The 20229-nt window shown below is 47.0% G+C and carries 6 protein-coding genes; 4 read left to right on the forward strand and 2 right to left on the reverse strand.

Annotated elements, in window-relative coordinates; all coding sequences use genetic code 11:
• The first annotated feature begins 554 nt into the window (after positions 1-554).
• From ACF8EG_RS21845 to ACF8EG_RS21860, 4 genes are all read left to right on the forward strand, one after another.
• A complete protein-coding gene (locus ACF8EG_RS21845) occupies positions 555-11849 on the forward strand; it encodes a DUF11 domain-containing protein (protein WP_175423242.1) in 11295 nt (3764 codons plus the stop codon).
• 69 nt (positions 11850-11918) lie between these two features.
• Positions 11919-15434, forward strand: a complete 3516-nt coding sequence (locus ACF8EG_RS21850; RefSeq protein ID WP_069505718.1) for a hypothetical protein — start codon at positions 11919-11921, stop codon at positions 15432-15434.
• Positions 15435-15443: 9 nt separating this feature from the next.
• Positions 15444-16349 carry an OmpA family protein gene (locus ACF8EG_RS21855; protein WP_025793801.1) on the forward strand — a complete coding sequence of 302 codons (906 nt, stop codon included), beginning with the start codon at positions 15444-15446 and terminating at the stop codon, positions 16347-16349.
• 61 nt (positions 16350-16410) lie between these two features.
• Positions 16411-17280, forward strand: coding sequence for a mechanosensitive ion channel family protein (locus tag ACF8EG_RS21860; RefSeq protein ID WP_025546423.1), 870 nt, complete (start codon positions 16411-16413; stop codon positions 17278-17280).
• Positions 17281-17360: 80 nt separating this feature from the next.
• On the opposite strand, the gene fhuB is transcribed toward ACF8EG_RS21860, so the two are convergent.
• Positions 17361-19328 (reverse strand): Fe(3+)-hydroxamate ABC transporter permease FhuB, encoded by a 1968-nt coding sequence (gene fhuB, locus ACF8EG_RS21865; RefSeq protein ID WP_015313546.1) that lies wholly within the window; start codon positions 19326-19328, stop codon positions 17361-17363.
• Positions 19325-20194 carry an iron-siderophore ABC transporter substrate-binding protein gene (locus ACF8EG_RS21870; protein ID WP_049876713.1) on the reverse strand — a complete coding sequence of 290 codons (870 nt, stop codon included), beginning with the start codon at positions 20192-20194 and terminating at the stop codon, positions 19325-19327. The genes fhuB and ACF8EG_RS21870 overlap by 4 nt, the downstream gene beginning before the upstream one ends.
• Positions 20195-20229 lie beyond the last annotated feature (35 nt).

Here is a 20229-nt window from a genome sequence, read left to right on the forward strand (position 1 = left end):
TATATATCAATTTTTGCGATCGAGAATGGTTAAGTTTCGCTATAAATCATAATGCGTCGAATCATTCCTAATGTTTTTTGAAAATAATGTCTATTAAATGGTGTGGATTACGATTTTCTTCTTGATTTTTAATAGATAATTTCTATTTTGGCTTGGTTTGATAAAATGATGGCTTATCTAGTAGTCATCATTGTTTTCATCTACAACGCTGTGTTACTAGTTTGAAGTTGTTGTCAGATAATTCTGATAACCGTCGTTTCATATAAATTTAAATATCATAATCAGTTACCTTTCACCTATCTACTAATTCATGTTTTAAATCTAACGATATAGCCAGATCCTATGGTTTTCGAACGTTATAAATTATTGGATGTGCAATCATAAGATTATATATCTACCTATTTATGGTTATTAAATAAAAAATTGACCATATCGTGACATTTATTGATTAATTGTCGTCAAAAATTCGTCGACTCAAAATTTTGACGATTTTGTGTTCATTTTACTCTCGGTAATTCATAAGAATTTTATATAAATTGGAAAGTACTGTGTCGATGGTTCAGCGTTGTTTTACCTTACTCTTAGTTGCCTTATTTACCTCTGCAAACGCTCTAGCAGCAGGAGAGGTGGAAATTTCATTTAGTCCTGCTTCTGGGAGTCATTATGAAAATGGTGAAGAAATTTCGTATTCGATTGAGGTAAAAAATACAACGGCGGACACAATTGCAGATGTCTCAGTGATAAACGCGGTTTGGGATGTCATGTCGGGCGACCAAAAAGCCTTTCAGAGCGTATCGATATCAGACACTCACAGTCTAGGTTCAATCGCTGGTAGTTACGCATCTAGCAATGCGAACTTAGAAGTGACTGGCGCGACATTGCTGCCATTTGGTCGAGTTACTTATCATGTTAGCGCGACAGTGTCTCATGAGTGTGCTGAAAACATCGTATTAGGTGGAGCACAAGTAAAAGCGATGATTGCTGGGGCAGAGAATACATTCGTTGATACAACCAGCGTCACGTTTGAACCTGCCGAATACAAATACACGCTAGATGCAGCGGTAACGCCAGCTGAATATCAAGTCGCAAACGTTTTGACGTACACGCTCACCGCAAAAAATACTGGCCTGTTTGCAGTAAAAGGCTTAGACATAACCCAACCTTTTCTGTCTCTTACTGGTGAGGTTCTAAGCGGTGCCAACGCTCCAGTTTTTAGTCATGTCGAGATCAGTGCTGTCGCTTCTTCTGGGAGTAATACGGGAACATTTTCGAAAGCAGATGATTTGTCGGTAGAGAATGCGGAGCTATCCGTGGGTGGTTACATCACTTACACCATCAAAGCGACCGTTGCGAATGATCTGGTTTCTGACATTACAACTAAGGCGTCGGCGTTAACGCGCGATGGCCCTGTAGAAAGCAATGTTCTTGTCACGCCTCCGGCAACGCCGAACGTTACGCTTACCCATACACTTTTGTCTTCGACACCTTATTTAATCAACGGTAAGCTCAATTTCGAAATCAAAGTCAGTAACAACGGTGGTGCGATTGCACATGGTTACCACGTTACGCAGAACATCAACACGTTACTTACCAACAATGGCTTGGCGAACGATCTCTCGTCTGCTTTTAACAACACCGATGTGACCGGAAATCCATTCTCAACGTGGACTGTAACGGTCAACAACATTGGCTCTAACTCCTTATCTGTCTATCAAGCAAGTGGAGTTCAAACTGATGTCGATTTTGACGATACGGTGTCGATCTACCCCGGTGAGTCAATCACTTACCTAGTTGAAGCTACACTGACGCCAATCACCATTGGTACGCTTCAAGGCTTTTCTGCTGCCGTCAAAGATGAATCAGGTTCATTAATTCAGAGCGCAAACGTCGCAGATACAGTCAATGCAGAAAAAGTGCTGAACGTTTCTGATTCCGATATTGCCATTGCTAAAACAACCACCGCATCAGAATATGTGCCCGGTGGAAACATCGAATATGAAATTACGGTAACCAACGGTTCGTCTAAGTACTTTGCCAATAACTTATTGATTCAAGATAACTTAACTTGTGTCATGACGGAGCAAGCAGGCGATGCAGGCGATGCACAAGCGTTTAAAGAATGGAAAGTTGAAGTCATTTCGGGTGAGGACGCGCTTGGCTCGGATCCGGGTTCGTATAGCTATGGAGCATGGAGCTCAAATCCAATTGCTTTGACGCCCGATCTTGCTCCAGGAAAAACCGTTAAATACAAACTTACCGCAAAAACCAATGACGCTAGCATGGGCGTTATTTTGGATGACTCGACGAGCTGCGCCAACGACAACGTGACCGAAAGTGGTTCAGGGGTTCAAACTCCTGACGACAACTTGCGTGTGAGTAAAGATGTCGACAGTCGTTACTATTCATCGGGTCAAACACTCACTTACACCATCGTAGTGACTAACGATGGTGATGGCTTTGCAAACCAAGTTCAGGTTTTGGATGAACTCTCGGCGATCACTACTCAAGACATTAATGGCAATACGATCAACGCCTATTCGGATTGGACCATTACTGCAAACGCATATAAAGCAGACGGTACAGCCGCGACGGCTTCCAACACAGGTATTGTTGGGGCAGTAAAGTATCCTGACAACCTGAATGTGATTGCGACGCTTGAGCCACATTCCTACATTGAATACACCATCGTGGCAGACACTCATCCTCTAGCGAATGGGCATATTCAAAACCAAGTGACGGTCGACGGTACTGTGTACGCCGACCGAGGTTCTGATCCGCGTGATTTCGCTATCGAGGTTAACAAGCGTGTTAAAACGAACACCGATACCAGTTTTGATACCAAGCAAACCTCGTATTCCAAGCTGGACAACGAAGTGACGTTTGAAATCAGTGTGAAAAATGCGAAAGAGAACGGCTATGCAACCAATGTGCAAGTCAAAGATGCGATATCAACCATCACGGCTGAAATTTTGGAGCCAGATGGCGTCACTAAGCCAGTTTTCAATGCTTGGACTATTCGTGCTGAAATCAAGTCTGACGATCCTTTGTTGAACGGCAATCCTGCTTACACCGATGTCGGCAGCTTCTCAGACAACCTTGATTTAGATACTAACGCTCAAATTCCACCGAATGTTGAGGTGGTGTACACAATTGTCGCTCAGATTGACCGTTCAAATCCGGATCAAATTCTGTACTCTCAATTCAGTAATACCGCGACGGTTAAAACGCCAGATTCTACTGTCCAGTCATCAGCATCAGACAGCGTTACGGTGTATCCAAAAGAACCTAAGATCATCGTGACTAAAACCACACCGGATGACGAGTTTATCCCCGGTGATTGGGTCACATTTACGGTCTCCATTTTCAACTTTGGTGAAGGTTATGCGAACGAAGTTCATGTAACGGACGATATTGTGGGTCTGGATGCGTTTTCTGAATGGACGATAGACGCGACGATTGATTCAAACAACTCGCCATACAAAACAGGCAGTTACGCTGGGCCTAAATCGGGTTACCCAAACAATGGAAATATTGACTCGCGTATTGATATCGACCCTAAAGTGGGGGGGGAGAAAGGCTCGGTGGTTTACGTTATTCATGGTCGAGTGAAGAATGATTATGCCAAGCAAGAGATCTCCAATACGGCGCAAGCTTATGACCCTTTGACTAATTTGAACCAGTCGTCTTCTGCACAAATTGGTGATGGTTCGAGCGACAAGCTTAATGTATCGATCTTAAAAACTGCCGATAAAGTCCGCTTTGTTCCGGGCGAAGATGTGACCTACGAAATCCGTGTTCTCAACAATGGCTCGCACACTGAAACTGGGTTAAAAGTCGTTGATAAGTTGCAAGATATTTTGTCTGTATTAGCGAACGACAAAGACAATCAGTATCAAGATTATCCGGACCAAAGCCCGTTCGAATATTGGCAATTTGACTATGACGACGGTGCCGGTTTTCATTCTGTAACGACGGAGAACTTTGTGTATCCCGAAGGGGACGCTTCCAAAACAATGAGTTTGGAACCGGACGAAGTGCGTACGTTTAAAATTAAAGCGCGTGTAAAAGATAACGTCGTTGGTTCGCTAGATGAAGGGGGGAATCTCAACGATAAAATTGCAAATGATGCATACATCTATCGCGATCTTGGTGAAGTAACGGAAACTTCTCACATTTCACACCATGAAATGAAAAAGGCATACAACGGTGGGAATGTCACGCGCAAGCTATTGGTGAATGGAGTCGAATCTCGTTTTTACTCACCAGGTGATACGTTGACCTATTTAGTGACGGTATCGTCTCAAACAGGTTACGTGAACGACCATACTGTGAGAGAAAACATCACTGACGTGACGACACAATTGCTCGATGGGTCAACTGCAACGCCCTTCGCGTCTGGTTTTTCCGTTGATGTATCGAAAAGCGATGCCCACGGCGGTGATGGCACAACCGATGGTACGCTCGATGGCACGGTAGCAAACAATCAAAACATCTCAACCGTTATTGATGTGGCGGGTGGGAACTCAGTCACATACCAAGTCGAAGGCATCGTTCGTGAAGAGTCGGTAGGTAACATTACCATCGGCGGTATCACCGTTATTCCAAACAGCTACCATCTTTCATTCAGCAAAACCGTGGATGAAGCAAGCTATGAGCCGGGTCAGCCATTGGTCTATCGCCTAACGATTGAAAACGATGGTAAGGGAAACGCGTACAATATTCCTGTGGTGGATCGCTTATCCAACATCACTGTGGAACTTGTTGATGGAACAAGTGAAAAGGCGTTTGATTCGGGCTGGACGATCGAGCAGAACATCGTCAGTGGTAGCGATAAAGCCATTCTCGATCTTGATGGTTCAGTGGAAAATAATCGAGATATCGACACGCATGCCTCCATCCCCGCGGGCACTACAATTGAGTACAAAGTGACGGCGACGGTAAACAACAATGCAGTCGGTGAAATCCTCAACTTGTTGACCGTTGACGGCGATACCGTCAGTGCGAAGACGAAAGCATCGGCAGAGAAATACGACTTCGAAAAACACATTACCCGCTTCTTAGATCAAGACGGTGTTACTTCATTGAGCGGCGGTTACACGCCGGGCGGCTACATTGAGTATGAAATATCGCTCGTTAACCTTAACAACGTGCACATGCAAAACATGCCGATTAAGGATGAACTTAGCGCAATCAAAACCCAATACTTAGATGGATCGATGGGTGCAGCGTTTGACTCTTGGACCATCACGACTCAAACCGATACCAGTGATATCAGTGAGCCGGGGTCGGTCACGGATAACCGCGATATTGACACCCAGTTTAACCTTGCAGCAAATAGTTTCGCTGTTGGCGGCACTTTCATCAAATATACGGTGAAAGCAAAGATCAGCGAGAAAGCGGTTGGCCAAATCTTAAACGTGGCGGTTATTGATAACAGTCATAACCTAGTCGCTGAGCCAGCCAACATGCTGCCTTCTGAGGTAAGCAAATCCCATAAAGCGTACACGGATTCGTCTTTATCGAGCGAAAAGCTGACGTACAATCACACGTCTAGTGGTGAAAATATCGTGTACCGTCTGCGCCTCCAAAACAATGGTAAAGGACTGGAGTACAACAAATCACTGCAAGAGTTATTCTCTAGCATCAAAGTCCGAGTGGCACAAAATGCGCCTGGAGAATCAGACGCGCAGAGTTTACCTGCGTTTGCTGCGCACGGATGGGATGTGAGCGTGAAAACTTCTGGTGAAGCAACGACGGATATCGGCGGTTTTGTTGGTGGTGCAAATGCGGATATCGATATTCCAGTTCTATCCATTGCGCCGGGCGGTTGGATTGAGTTTGTGATGAAGTCACGTATTCGCCCAGACGCTTTGGATCAAATTGCTTCGACGCCGAAATACGACGGCACGAACTTTGCGACAGCTCGCGTGACACCGGAAGGCAGCAATCTAGCCGTTAACAAAGAGATCGTTTCGATTGCTGGTAAACCTTACGCTGCGGGAGATACTTATAAACCAGAAGATGAGGTGGTGTATAAGTTTACGGTGACCAACACCGAACCTGTATGGCGTGATGAGGCCGCGATTCAAGACATCATCTCTAATGTTCGTGTTGAAGTTATTGGTGACACAACGAAATCGGCATTTTCAGAATCTGAAATCAGCCACGTTTTTACCTCTGTTGGTACCAGTGGCACGCAAGACACCTACATCGAACCATACGATGCCACCGATGATCTGGATTTGGTGGTCGATATTGCGCCTGAAGAAGTGATCGAATTTACCGTAAAGGGGAAAGTTCGCGCTGATGCTGTCGGTGATATCGATGGAAACACCGCAAAAGCCGGAAACCAGAGTGACACAACGGAAACCATTCCTCCTGTCGCACCTGTTTTAGATTTCCAAAAACTGGTGCTGAACACGACCGCCGACAGCAGTACGTGTACGTTCCCATCTTCGACGGGCACTGATTGTCACTACAATCCGAATGGCCAGATCCAGTATCAAGTCTCAGTCACCAACGTAGGTGAAAGTACCACTAATGGTGCCACCATTGTGGATGAACTGGACAAGATTAACACGTCTGATGGCAAACCAGCTTTTACGGATTACAGCGTGGCGATTGTTAGTGCACCAACGTCAGACCGCTTCTCCATCAATGGTCAATATCAAGGCAATGTACCCTTAAACGCAGCATTCGATCTGATGCCAGGCGATACCGTTGTCTTTGAAATTGATGGCACGGTTGCGGCGGATGCAACAGGCGCAATAACTAACGTCGCTAAAGTTGCAGGCGTGGACAGTAATGCTGTCGTGCTTGATCCGGGAACTTCGAATCTGCTGGCGCAAAAGTCAACGGACACTCCGACGTACACGCCGGGCTCGGAAGTGCGCTATCAGATGCGAATTCGCAACGTAACCACCAATAATGAGCTGGTGGATGTGCGCGATACCATTAGTAGCTATTTGGTGGAGACCGCAGACGGCACTGAAAAAGTCGCACTGAAAGATTGGAGTGTAAGCGCGAGCGTTATCTCTGACGGTAACCCGGCGTACACCGACATCAACAACTTAAATCTCATTGCGGATAATACCGACATCGACACCACCATTCAGATGGGTGGCAAAGCGCCAGATGACACCTATACCGAGGTTCTCATTGAGGTGGTAGGGCACGTGCGTGACGACGCGGTTGGCGAGTTTACCAACCAGTTGCAAGGGAAGTTAAGCAGTGGCTCGCGCTATGTGACGTATAACTTACGCGAAAAAGTGATCGTTCCTGAACCGGGCAATTTGGCCGTCACGAAAATCACTACCGATCCAGCGGCTATCTACCATCCGGGCGACATTATTGGTTACGACATCGAGGTGAAAAACACTGGCAGCGGCTATGCAACTGACGTATTGATTGCGGATTTGTGGAAAACCATTCGTACTGAAAAAGCAGGTTCTGCCTTGCCTGTTCGTGCCTTTGAGGGGTGGTCGGATGTCAGCGTTAGCGTAGATGGAACGGATCCGAGCTTAACTCAAGCTGTGTCGGGCTCAGAAGTAACGGGCGATAACGGTTATCAAGTTCGTTACAACATTCACCCTGCTCATAGCGTCAAGCTGCATGTAGAAGGCGTGGTCAAAGCCGATCTGGTTGGTGATATCACAAACGTGGTCGAAGTCAGTGACGCGACGAGTAAACAAGCCGCGCAAGCGACGTATGTTGCAGCTGCCGCAGATTTGAATGTGACAAAAATCGTCGATAAAACTCAGTATGAGTCTGGCGATACGCTGACGTATACGATTCAAATTGAAAACACCACAGCAAACTGGGCGAATGATGTCCAAGTTAAAGACTTCGTAAACAAAATTACGGCGGCCAGCGTGACTGGTGCGGACGTGATTGCGTTTGAGTCTGGGACTATTTACATGAATGCCGAGTCTTTGAACGGAGCCACTAAGTTCCCCGCAGCCAATGACGAGTTCATTGATGGCAGTATTGATATTGCGCCTAATGATGTGGTGACCATCACCGTAGAAGGTGAGCTTAACTCGCAAGTCGTTGGCGAGGTGACCAATACCGTTGATGTTACCTACAACGGCACCACAAAAACGGCAGAAGCGACCAGCACGGCCAAGATCCCCGATCTAACGTTTACGAAAACGCCGATGGTGGAGCATTACAGCCCAAACAAAGCGTCGGGTTACATTCTTAAAATTGTCAATGAAGGCAACAACTACGCGAACGATATCAATTTGAAAGATGCCATTGGCGCGTTAACTGTCGATACGATTGATGGTTCAACCAACCAAGCATTTTTGCAATGGGCCGTTCAATATGTAGCGGGCAGTGCATTAACTACGGTCGATGCGAACTCTCTGGTGGTGGATAAAGATATTGACTACAACATCGACCTAGCACCAAATGACAGCATTACGTTGTACGTGATTGGTTTAGTGAATGCACAAGCAACTGGTGACATCGTTAACCAAGCCACACTCAACTACAACGGCAAAGATATTCTCGCAACTGCAACGCTAAAACCTTATCCGGGCGATGTCGTTATCGAAAAGTCCGCTGACGAACGATATTACCAGCCGGGAGAGTTCTCGACATTCCGAGTCAAGGTCACGAACAATGGTTCTGGTTTTGCTGCGGATGTCAAAGTGGAGGATTTGATTTCTTCATTAGAGGTTGAAACGTCTGGTGGCGCAATGGAAGCGGCATTCAACGATTGGACTATCGTGACCAGCAAAGGTGACCTTCGCACCAATATCGAGACCTTACCGGGACCAAATTCGGACATCGCGACCAATCTCGATATTGCTCCAGGAGATACGGTTGAATTTGCTATTACAGGCACAGTGAACAGCCGAGCGGTTGCCAACATTATTAACACAGCAACGGCTGAGTTTGCAGGTGCAACGACAGAAGCAACCGCAATCTTAGAAACGCTGCCTGAAGAAGTGTGGATTGAGAAAACAGCCGAATCTCCAATGTATATTCCGGGAGAAGATGCGGTATTCCACGTTCGCGTTTACAACGGCACTGATGGTTTCGATAACGACATCGCGTTAGAAGATATTTTGTCGGGCATTAAAGTCACCAACATCTATGGCGTGAGTGATCGTGCTTTCGAGAGTTGGACGATTGAAACGACGAACAGCGACAGCCGCACCACTATTACCCCGATGCCTGTCGATAATCAGGATATCCGTTCGATGATCGATATAGCACCGCATGACATTGTGGAGTTCACGATCACCGCGAAGACTAACCCGTTAGCCGCGAGTGATATCACCAACACGGCAACGGCGGATCTCAACGGTACGCAGCAGCATTCAAGTGCCACTGTTCAGCCTCAATCTCAGGGGATCTCGATTGAGAAAACCGCAGACACCCAATATTACGTTCCGGGTGCAGAAGCGACGTTCCGCGTCAAAGTGAAGAATGAAGGCACAGTCCCAGCGACAGATGTGGCTGTAAAAGACGCCATTAGTAATCTTGAAGTCGTGCGTCTTGATGGTACGTCGGTAAAAGCGTTCGACTCTTGGCGCATTGAGGTGAATAAAGCGAATGCGGAAACCGAGATCACCAACATGCCGGGCGTGAATTCCGACATCGATTCAACGCTAACGATTGCTGCGAATGATGAAGTGGAGTTTGTGATTACAGGCCTTGTGAACCAATACGCTACTGGCGAAATTGAGAATACCGCCAGCGCCACATTCCGTGGTGAAACGCAAGATTCAACAGCGACACTGCTGGCGATGCCGGAGTCGGTCAAACTTGAAAAAACCGTTGACGATGAGTTCTACCGTCCGGGAGAGAGTGTTACTTACCACGTGGTGTTAACGAATGAATCGGGTTCATTTACTGAAGAGATGGTACTGAAAGATCTGATCTCAGAACTCAAGGTCAACACCATCAACGACACTCAAGCTGAAGCATTTACCAGTTGGCGTATGACCAGTTCATACAACGATGAACGAACCATCGTTCTGCCGCAAATTCAGGGCGACAACCTGGATGTAAATAGTCGCGTGATTCTTGCGCCAAACGACACGTTAGATATTGAGATTACCGGAGTGGTCAATGCAGACGCGATGGGCGAAATCACCAACCACGCTTACGCATACGACAAATCGGAAAGCGATGTTTTGGCAGAAGATGTCGCCATTATCAAACCGCAACCGATCATCTTATCGGTGACCAAAGTAGCCGATAAAGCCGAATACACCAATGATGACGATGAAATCACGTTCACGATGACGGCGGTTAACCGTGGCTCTGGTGATGCAGAGAGCGTGAACTTGTTGGACGAAATCGACAAATTGATTGGTAGCAACGGTAATGCGTTGTTCACGACATGGAAAGCGACCATCACAGAGCTGAAATCTGGTGTTGTGGTTTCTGTGGATTCAGATAACAACGTCAATTCCAACCATACCTTGAAAGCGTACCAAGGCAACGAGTTTGAAATCGTTGTGATAGGTGAGATCAATCAAGGCATTGATGACAACTTTACCAACGTCTTCAAGGCAGCAGCATCAACAGGCGAAACGGCATCTGCGAATGTCACGATCAAAGTGAAAAAGCAGGCTTACAACGAAGGCATGCTGAAAGTCACTAAAGTGGCAAGCAAATCGGAAGCCAGTGTCGGTGAAGTCGTTGAATACGAAGTGGTGATCACCAACGAAAACGACAACCCATTCTCAGGTGTGCGTCTGGTCGACCGTTATCCTGGTGGCTTTGCTTACATTCCTGATTCTACCGAGATGGTAAATAGCGGCCCTGATGGCGTATTTGATACCTCAGACGATATTCAAATCACGGTCGAGCCGACCAAGACAAACCAGCTGTTCTTCGATGTTGGTGACATGAATATCTATGGTAAAGGCGATTCTCAAACTGCGGATGCTGTGCGCATTCGTTACCTAATGCGCGTCAGTGTCGGTGCTACCTTTGGTGTCTACACCAACACTGCATGGGCAGAAGCGCCACCAGCTGAAAGCTTCTCGGCACAGAACACCAGCACTAACTACGTGGTGAAATCGAACCTAGCGAGCGCAACCGTCGAAGTGATGCCAGACAAAGTATTCGATACCGCTTCTATCATCGGTAAGGTGTTCGAAGACCACAATGGTGATGGTTTCCAAGCAGATGCAACCGCGGACGATGTTCTCATCGACATTGACCTTGCGCTAGGTGATTACGTTCCGAACTCGACCTTCATTATCCAAGATGGCGTAGAAACTCAGCTCAAAGATGTGACGGGTAAACAGCAAGGTCAACCTGTAGTGATGTCGAGAATGGATAAAGGCTACGAAGTGGATGAGCTATATGGCTTGTCTCGTAACCGAACGCTTAAGCAGATCAACCAAGTGGCGTTCCAATTCAAAACACGCACTCGCCAAGGCTTCTCATTCAAGGTGACCACCGATAACGGCACGCACATCGAGTTCGACCAACAAGGCAATGCGATTACCAAGCATAAAGGTGATAAGCAAAAAGGCCTGTCGGCAGAGAACATCGATGTAGAGAGAAACCTTTATCGCGACGGGGATGAGTACCTTTGGGAGATCGTCGTTGAGAACAAAGGGCTTTATGAAGACGGTATTCCGGGTGTTCGACTGCTTACCGTCGAAGGCATCATTATCGAGACCGACCAATATGGTCGATACCATGTTCCAGATCAGTGGGTGTTGAATAAGAAAGGGAAGCAGTTCTTGGTCAAAGTCGACACAGACTCGCTACCAACGGGTATGAAAGTGATCAGTGAAAACCCGAAAGTACAACGAATCACACCAAACAAACTGACGAAATTTAACTTCAGTATTCAAAGCAGTGGGGATGATTAACCGTTCGTAACTTACACGTTGGCTGGGCTTGTTCTCAGCCATTGACTGCCACGGTTAAGCAAGAAAATTATGATTAGATTTAGACAATCAAAACTGACGATATGTATCGCGGCGGCGTTGCCGATCCTATCGTACGCAAAAGACACCAGCCAGTTAGAAAAGCTGGGCAGTGACTCACTGGGTATTGAAGTTAACACGCATGAACAAACCGACAATTCTCGTATTTATCTGGAACAAGGTGCGATTTGGGTTAGCCGTGACATCATGCGCTTTGACCCGGTGCTGGATCTGAGCATCAGCAGCAATGTGGAAGTCAGAAACGGCAAACCTCTGCAAGAGATGAGTTTTGCTATCACCACCAACTTCAGCTACTACGTGGATCATTACCAATTAGAAGTGTATCGCGGTGGCGATCGTGGTTTGGTGTCTCCGCTGGCGGTGGTGGAAGGTCAGCAATTTGCCAACGATTTCAACATCGTTTGGGATGGCAAGACCGCTCAAGACTACCAATTTGAATCCAACACGCAGCTTCTGTTTCGCTTAAAAGCGTTTGATAAAGACGGCAACATGGACGTGACAAGTGTCGGTGTGATCGATCTTGTTGAACCCGATTCTGAAGTCGACATCGACAAGAATGATGGTGAAGAAGATCAAAGCCGTAAGCTTGGCAAAGCTCAGTTGATGCGCCACAACATTCCTACCTCGGCTGGTCTGGCAAGGTTTATGGGGACGGGACTAAAAGGTGTCGACAAGGTGGTGATTGGTGAAGATGAATTTGACGTAGAAGAGGGCGAGCTTTACGCCGAACAATACTTGCCAGCCGACGCCTATCTATTCCCAACTCGTGTGGTATTTGATAGCGGTGAAGAGCGACGTTACCAACTGTACGTGCGTATTCCGGATGAATATTGGGTACAAGCGGGTTTGGCGGACTTCTACATTGGTAAAAACAAAGTCACAGGTAATTCGGCAGCATTGGCGGTTGATGACCAATATCAAGATGATATCTACAACCAAGGTCGCTTAGCGTATTTTGGCCAAGGTAAGTTTGGTGACAAACTTCGAATCACCACCCACTTTGATACCAAAGAGAGTGACGTGCGAGACATGTTTAAGCACCCGTTTGCCTCTGATTCATCCAGCGTATTCGACATTCTCGAAGACGACGATGAAATGTATTACGGCAACTACGGTGACAGCTCGAACATCTACAAAGTGGTCAACACCAAAGGCAAAGTGTATCTCAACGTTGAATACGACAAATCCAACGTTTTGTGGGGGAACTACAACACAGGTATAACTGGTACTGACAACAACGATTACAACCGCAGCCTATATGGTTTCAAAGGTGACTATCGCACACGTTCTACCACGAAGTTCGGTGAAGATCGTCTTAACATCGTAGGCTTTGCCGCCGAATCGGATTCGCTGTTTGCGCACGATGAATTTTTAGGTACTGGCGGTTCGCTGTACTTCTTACGCCATGGCGAAGTTGTACCGGGCAGCGACAAAGTGATGGTTAAGGTGGTCGACCCAAACAGCGGCATCACCTTGCAAGAACTGCCGTTGCAGTCGGGACGTGACTATGAAGTCGACCCATACCAAGGCCGAATTATTCTAACCAAACCGCTAAACAACATCATTTCTGACAACTTTGGCTCGGTCATTAACGACTCCCCAGCTGACGGTTATGACAACTATCTTGCTGTTGATTATGAATACGTGCCTCAAGGCAGTGAAGCGCTCGGTGCAATGACCGCTGGTGGACGCGTCAAAGGTTGGGTAAACGACTACATCGGTGTAGGTGCAAACTATCAAACCGAGGAAAAAGATAACCAAGACTACGAAGCGTACGGCACAGACTTAACGCTACGAGCATCAGAAGGCACCTATTTGAAAGCAGAGTTCGGCCACAGTAAAGGTCGTCAAACCGATTCTAACTATGTCTCTTTCGATGGCGGTTTAACCTTTACGCCTATTGGTGGCAGTGCGGATGATCGTGAAGGTGACTCTTATCAAGTGAAAGGGGTGATGAACCTCTACGATATCGCCCCGAGCGTGTTTTCTGCTGTGGGTAACGATGTGAAAGCTTGGTACAAATCTAAAGATGCAGGTTACAGCTACGCAAGCCAAGATGACGATTTAGAACAAGAATCTTATGGTACGGAAATCCGTCTTCAAGCAACGGATCGTGTTGCGGTGAAAACTCGATTTACCTCGATGGAAGAGCGTGAGTCCGACGGCACACTAAGAACGGATTCTCAACAGGCAGAACTGGAAACTCAGGTCAAAGTGACCAAACACATCAAGATTTCCGCAGCAGGTAAACAAGTCGAAGAGTTAAACAACGAAGACGAAAAAGGCAAAGGCACCTTAGCGGGCCTGCGTGCCGATTACATTTGGGATAGCGACAACAATGTTTACATCAAAGGGCAAAAAACCGTTGGAAAAACAGATGAGTACGATGAGAACGACAGCGTCACTATTGGTGGTGAAACGCGTATTTTAGAAGACTTCGTCGTCGGCGCAGAATACACCACGGGCGATCGTGGCGATGCGGCTGAAGCCAGCGTGACTTATGATGTGACGGAAGACTACAGCACTTACTTAACCTATGTCGATGACAGCTACGAAGGCAAAAACAACGTGATTGTCGGCCAACGTGCAGATCTGACTTCAACGGTCGATTTCTACCAAGAAAACCAATTTGTGGATGAAGACAACGGTAAAGGTCGCATCGATTCATTCGGCTTTGGCTACGACATGAACGACGACATCGACATGGGTATCGGCTATCAGAAAGGCGAAATCGAGGATAATCAAAACATCACCACCGAGCGCCAAGCGGTGAGTGTAAGCACCTCGATTGATGTCGATGATGTGTTGTTCAAGAACAAAGTGGAATATCGTGTCGATAAGACAGATGACTCTGCTGACCCAGACAAAAAACGCATTGACCAATGGGTGACGACCAACCGTTACACCCATCATATGACGGAAGAGTACACCTTATTCGGTAAGTTCAATTACTCACGCTCAGTAAGCAAATCGAGCGACAAAATGTTGGCTCGTTTTATTGAGTCGACCGCTGGATTGGCGTATCGCCCAATTTACAACGATCGTTTGAATTTGTTGTCGCGCTACACCTACTTAGTGGACTTCGACCAACTCAATCGCGATGTGGATTACAAAGATGAAGAAAGCCATATCATTGAAGTGGAAGGCATCTATTCACTTGATGCCAACTGGGATTTAGGCGCGAAATACGCATTCAAAAACAAGCATGAACTTTTCACTCGTCAATCGGGTGAAGACATTCCGGTTGACAGCAAAATCTCATTGTACGGCTTAAGTGCTTCTTACCGAGTGATGAAAGAGTGGGACGTGACAGGCGAGTACCATTGGAAGACCGATTCGACCTACGATGAGTTAGAGCAAGGTGCGCTGATTTCAGTGAACAAACATCTTGGCGACAACTTCAAAGTCGGCGTCGGCTATAACTTCTCAGGCTTTGACAGCAACCTTGCGAATGATGATGACTACGACGCATCAGGCGTGTTCATTAACCTAGTTGGTAAGTTATAAGAGGGTCACATGAAAACGACGATTCGCTTGTTGAGCGGCATTATGATTGGTGCATTGTTAGCAGGTTGCGCTACCGAGACTTACGTGAGCCAAGAAAACCGAGAGAAATTCTCCGATGTGAATGTCTCTAAATTTCTTATTAGTGAGTGCTTAGCGCCGCAGCGAGAAATTCATATTGCCGTTGCAGAGCACTTTGATTTCGACAAATTCAATATCCGTGAAGCAGATGCGACAAGTCTGGATGCGTTTATTCGCGATATTCAAGGTTTAAGCGGACGCATTACCATTGTCGGTCACACTGATTACAAAGGTTCAAACGAGTACAACGACGCGCTTTCTCTACGCCGAGCACAATCCGTTGCGGCGTACCTCAAGCAGCAGCTTGATCCCACTTTTTATGATTGGGAGATCAAGCACTTTGGCGAGACTCAACCGCTTACGCTCGATACTGCAGAGCAAGCGCGAGCCGAAAACCGCCGAGCGTACGTCATGTTTGAGGAGGCGCAAAAATACGATGAGATGCCATTCTGCGAACCTCCAAAGCCAGAGCGTAAGGTTTATATGACCATGACGCCACACTTTGACTTTGATCAGTCAGAGTTGAAAGCTGAAGATCTCACTCAGCTCGATGATTTCATTGAACAGTTACAAGGGTTAGAAGGCAGCATTTTGGTTGCAGGACACACTGATCAAGTCGGCTCGCTTTCTTACAATGAAAAATTGGCAGAGCGACGAGCTCAAACTGTGGTCGAATATCTCAAGACCAAACTTGATGCGTCGCGGCTTGTTTGGGAGGTCAAAGCGTTTGGTGAACTGCAACCGGTCATAAATCAAACGACTTCGGAAGCAAACGCACTGAATCGACGTGCCTTTATCGTATTTAAAGAGAGTGGACACGGACAACTGACAGAATAATTTGTTATGGTTACCCATTACTATTCGAAAGATAATAAGTCTGTAACAAGGGAGCTGGGTAATGGAGAAAGTGCAGTTGGTCGTCGATTTTCTTCTCACGCACAAAATGCTGTTTACCACATTAATTTTGTTTTTTATGTGGTTGGTACGTCGTTCAATTTTGTCGATGATTCGCGGTGATCATGCCTTTTTAACCGAAGATCAACGCAGTTGGATGTCGAGAACCAAAAACGGTACGTTTGCCTTCACATTGCTGATCCTGTTTATTCTCTGGCAATCAGAAATCAGTGAGTTTGCGCTCAGTGTTACAGCGATTGCGGTCGCTATTGTGGTGGCATCGAAAGAGATCATTTTGTGTTTTACAGGCTCGATTCAACGTGCGAGTTCGCGCTCGTTTCGAGTGGGTGATTGGATTGAAGTGGGGAAGTTGTGTGGCGAGGTGATCGAACACAACATGATGGCGACGGTGATTCAAGAGATCGATTTGCATCACGGGCAATACCATTACACGGGTAAAACCGCGACGTTGCCTAATAGTATGTTTTTCACCTATCCGGTTAAAAACCTCAACTTCATGAAGCGTTATGTTTACCATAATTTCACTATTGTGGTGAAAGACTTCGTCAACCTGTATCCGCTGCTGACACCGTTAACGGACAAAATTGATGAGCATTGCAGTTACTTTAGTGATGTGGCTCATCGTTACAATGCCATGATCGAGAAGCATGCTGGCGTTGATCTGCCGGGTGCAGAGCCGCACATCCACATTTCAAGTCATATTAATGGTGAGCAGATTGTGCATGTGATGATCTTCTGCCCGACAGATAAGGCGAACCATTTAGAACATTTGATTCGTCAGGACTTTATGGAGCTTTACGAGCAGCGTTTTCCTGCTTCGAATGATGAATCGAACGACGCTGGATTCAACTAACTCGCATTAAAAAGAAACCCGCTGCTTCGGAGTAAACTCCCAAAGAGCGGGGTTCTTTTTTCGCTTATCTTTACGCCAAGTTATCGGAACTTGCTTTTGAGCATCAGAAACAAGAAGTAGGTACTACCGATAATCGCGACTAACGTACCTGCTGCAATTTGGCTCGGGTAAATGGCGATTTGCCCTAACCAATCCGCCCAAACCATAAGCGTTGCACCAATCAAACTGCCAACGAATAATTGTTCTTTGACCTTTCTTGCTCCTAGCATCATCGCCATGTGTGGTGCGACCAAACCAACAAAGGAAACGGGGCCGACCGTCGCCGTTGAAAAGGCACACAGCAGAGCAACGATAACAAGCAAAATCGTGTTTGCAGATGATGGATTCAGCCCGCGCGCGTTAGAAAACGCTCGACCAATAGAAATCAGTGTTAGCCAACGTGACAACGCAAACACAATCGCTAAAAGCACCAACACGGCGATAAGCAACATCAATGCACTTGTGCTGGTGACGCGATACGTTGAGCCCGTGAGCCAGAGCAAAATCTTGTAACTTTCCCCAGAGCCTTGCGCCAACGCAAACTGCACGAGAGCTTGTAATAGGGCGCTAAGGGCAATACCCGAGAGTACAAAATTAGAAGGGTTAAAGTGGCTGCGTTTCCCGATAATGAGCAGCAGCATCAATACGGTCAGACTGCCCAGAAAAGCGACGCCCCAGTTAAATGCGGCGAGTACAGAGCCAACCATCACACCAGTGATGATAATGGCAAAGGTTGCGCCGGATGACACACCGAGAATGTCTGGGCTCGCGAGTGGGTTGTAAACGATGCGCTGCAAAATGATCCCGGCAATGGAAAGGGCAACGCCTACTGAAATCGCACTGATCATGCGTGGCCACCGCAGTTGCCATTGGAACTCGCCAGGAATCGCAAACTCAATACCACTGATACCGTGCGTAACAAATGAGTACGCCAGAATGCCGATGATTCCCATTACTGCAATGCCCCAAACTGCTGCGTTCGATAGGGCCGTTTTTCCTTGGCTCATCGACAAGTTCAGCTGATCCGTAGCTGTCAGTTTCTTGCGAGTAAACCAGATCAACGCAGGTGCACCAATGGCCGCCGCCGCCACACCGCTTGGGATGGTTTCTTCTAACAACAAACTGAGATAAATCGCCGCAGAATCGGTGATAAGCAGCAACGCAGCGCCAAGCAACATGCTGCTGATGAGTTCATCGCGTGGCGTTCTCGCTCCCATTGCGCGGGCGATGTTTGGTGTTAACAAGCCGATAAAACTGATGATACCAACCGCAGTGATTGAGGCTGATACTAGCCAAATACCCATCACCATTAACGCCCCAAACGCGGGTAATACCGCTAAGCCTCGGGCTGCTGCGCCTTCTTGTCCCAGTTTCATTAGGGTCAGAATGCGTGGTGCGACAATCAAAATGACGATTGCGACAGTAGAACGTGGCAGCAACCATTCAAACCAATCCCAACTGTATTGTGAAAGGTCGCCCGCTCCCCACATAAAGATGTTTTGAGCAAACTGTGCATTGAGAATAATTAGAGCTGTCGCGATGGAGCCAAGCAAAATGTTGATGACCATACCGGAGACCACTAAGGGTAACCCCGTCATATTGCGCACACCAGCGATCGAAATGATCAAACCAAACGCGACCAAAGCACCTGCCATTGCAGCGAAAGCGGAATAGTCGGCCACCCAGTCAACAAACCAAATGTTAACGATGACCAGCGCAAGCCAAGCACCGGAAGAGGTGCCCAAGGTCAGCGGTGAGGTGAGGTTGTTTTGCGTTAACTGCTGCATCAAACTGCCAGTCAGCCCGAGCATTGCACCAACCAATAATGTGATGCTCAATCGAGGTAACTGAGACTGCATAAAGAAAACATCACGAAATTCGCTGGCGCTTTCTGGTTGAGTGAACAACTGCCATTGTTCACTCAACGACAAGCTCGTATCAATTTGTAAGCTCAATAGGCTAAGCAACGCAATCAGCGCGGCATAGCCAATGTACGGTTTCGTTCTCATTGTTTTGGTGCCAGTTCAATTAAGCTGTCGGTAATGGCTTCTGCCATGTATTGCAAAGACATCGCGCCGCCGTAGGCCCACACCGCTCTTACCGAATTTACGCGCTGTTTTTTCACGAATGGCATCGCTTGCCAAAGTGGTGAGCTGTTCAACTTACTCTCTTGCGGGAAAGGCTGCACGTAAAGTACGTAGCTTTGTTCAAGGTTTTGTAAGCGGTTGATGCGATCTTGTTTGATGCCCCAAGCGCGCGCAGAGACTTGGATAGGGTTGGTTAACCCAAGCTGCTCAACCACATAGTCAGTGGTCGAATTTTCCGTTGATAGCAGAACAGAATTGGGTGTCGAGAAGCGCATCACCAACACGTCTAATGGGGCAGAATAATGCTGACGAATCTTGTCACGCAGTTGTTTGAATGAGTCATTGAGTTTTGCCAGTTTTTGTTCCGCTAACTCTTGTTTATCAAACAGCGTACCTAGCGTACGAAAATGCTTGATTGCGGTTTGAGCCGCGGCTTCGTTTTGCGAAAAATTCGGCAAATACACCACCGGCGCGATTTGTCTGAGCAGGGGAATCAAATCTTGCTGGGGAGAAGCTGCTAGGATCACGTCGGGTTTCAAACTCGCGATTTTCTCTAAATTAGGTTCGGCGCGAGTGCCGATATCCTCAATGGATTCTGGTGCGTAAGGATTCACTACCCACTGGCGATAACCCGGCAAGTTAGGCGCAGCAATGGGCTCGATGTCCAACGCGAGCACTTGCTCCAAAATGTCCCAGTTGAGAACCACGACGCGTTGCGGCACTTGCTCAAAAGTCACCGCTCCGTACGCATCATGAACGGTAATGTCTGCGTTCGCTCGTGCAATCATCACTGTGAAAAGTAGAGTCGTGCAGCTTAGTTGTT

Source organism: Vibrio sp. YQ_11 (assembly GCF_043103065.1).
GTDB classification, from domain to species: domain Bacteria; phylum Pseudomonadota; class Gammaproteobacteria; order Enterobacterales; family Vibrionaceae; genus Vibrio; species Vibrio parahaemolyticus.

Excerpts from the sequence above, each read along its gene's own strand:
- ACF8EG_RS21845 (WP_175423242.1), top strand. The coding sequence starts at position 555 with ATGGTTCAGCGTTGTTTTACCTTACTCTTAGTTGCCTTATTTACCTCT.
- ACF8EG_RS21850 (WP_069505718.1), top strand. The coding sequence starts at position 11,919 with ATGATTAGATTTAGACAATCAAAACTGACGATATGTATCGCGGCGGCG.
- ACF8EG_RS21860 (WP_025546423.1), top strand. The coding sequence starts at position 16,411 with ATGGAGAAAGTGCAGTTGGTCGTCGATTTTCTTCTCACGCACAAAATG.
- ACF8EG_RS21855 (WP_025793801.1), top strand. The coding sequence starts at position 15,444 with ATGAAAACGACGATTCGCTTGTTGAGCGGCATTATGATTGGTGCATTG.
- fhuB (WP_015313546.1), bottom strand. The coding sequence starts at position 19,328 with ATGAGAACGAAACCGTACATTGGCTATGCCGCGCTGATTGCGTTGCTT.
- ACF8EG_RS21870 (WP_049876713.1), bottom strand. The coding sequence starts at position 20,194 with ATGATTGCACGAGCGAACGCAGACATTACCGTTCATGATGCGTACGGA.